Here is a 216-nt window from a genome sequence, read left to right as displayed (position 1 = left end):
ATATCCCCCATCGAATACTTGTGGTGCATTACCATCAATCACAAATGTCGTTTTAAATCCAAAATTATCGTCAATAAGAGGCGCAATGGTTGATGTATCTTTCAGCTTCACTTCGAAAGTAATATTACTCAGTTTCCAGTCACACTTCCCTCCTCCCTCTTTAGGGATATTGGCCTCAACCTGATTTGACTGACGGATGGATAGCGGGTAGGTGGC

At 42.6% G+C, this 216-nt stretch carries 1 pseudogene; it reads right to left on the bottom strand.

Going from position 1 to position 216, the window contains the following annotated elements:
- Window positions 1-216 (bottom strand): annotated as a pseudogene (locus tag Xsze_RS21715) (hypothetical protein); the annotation flags it as partial.

This window comes from Xenorhabdus szentirmaii DSM 16338, from assembly GCF_002632585.1.
Taxonomy (GTDB): Bacteria; Pseudomonadota; Gammaproteobacteria; order Enterobacterales; family Enterobacteriaceae; genus Xenorhabdus; species Xenorhabdus szentirmaii.
Note: the sequence above shows the minus strand (reverse complement) of the source record. Positions and strands in the feature narration are given on the sequence as shown.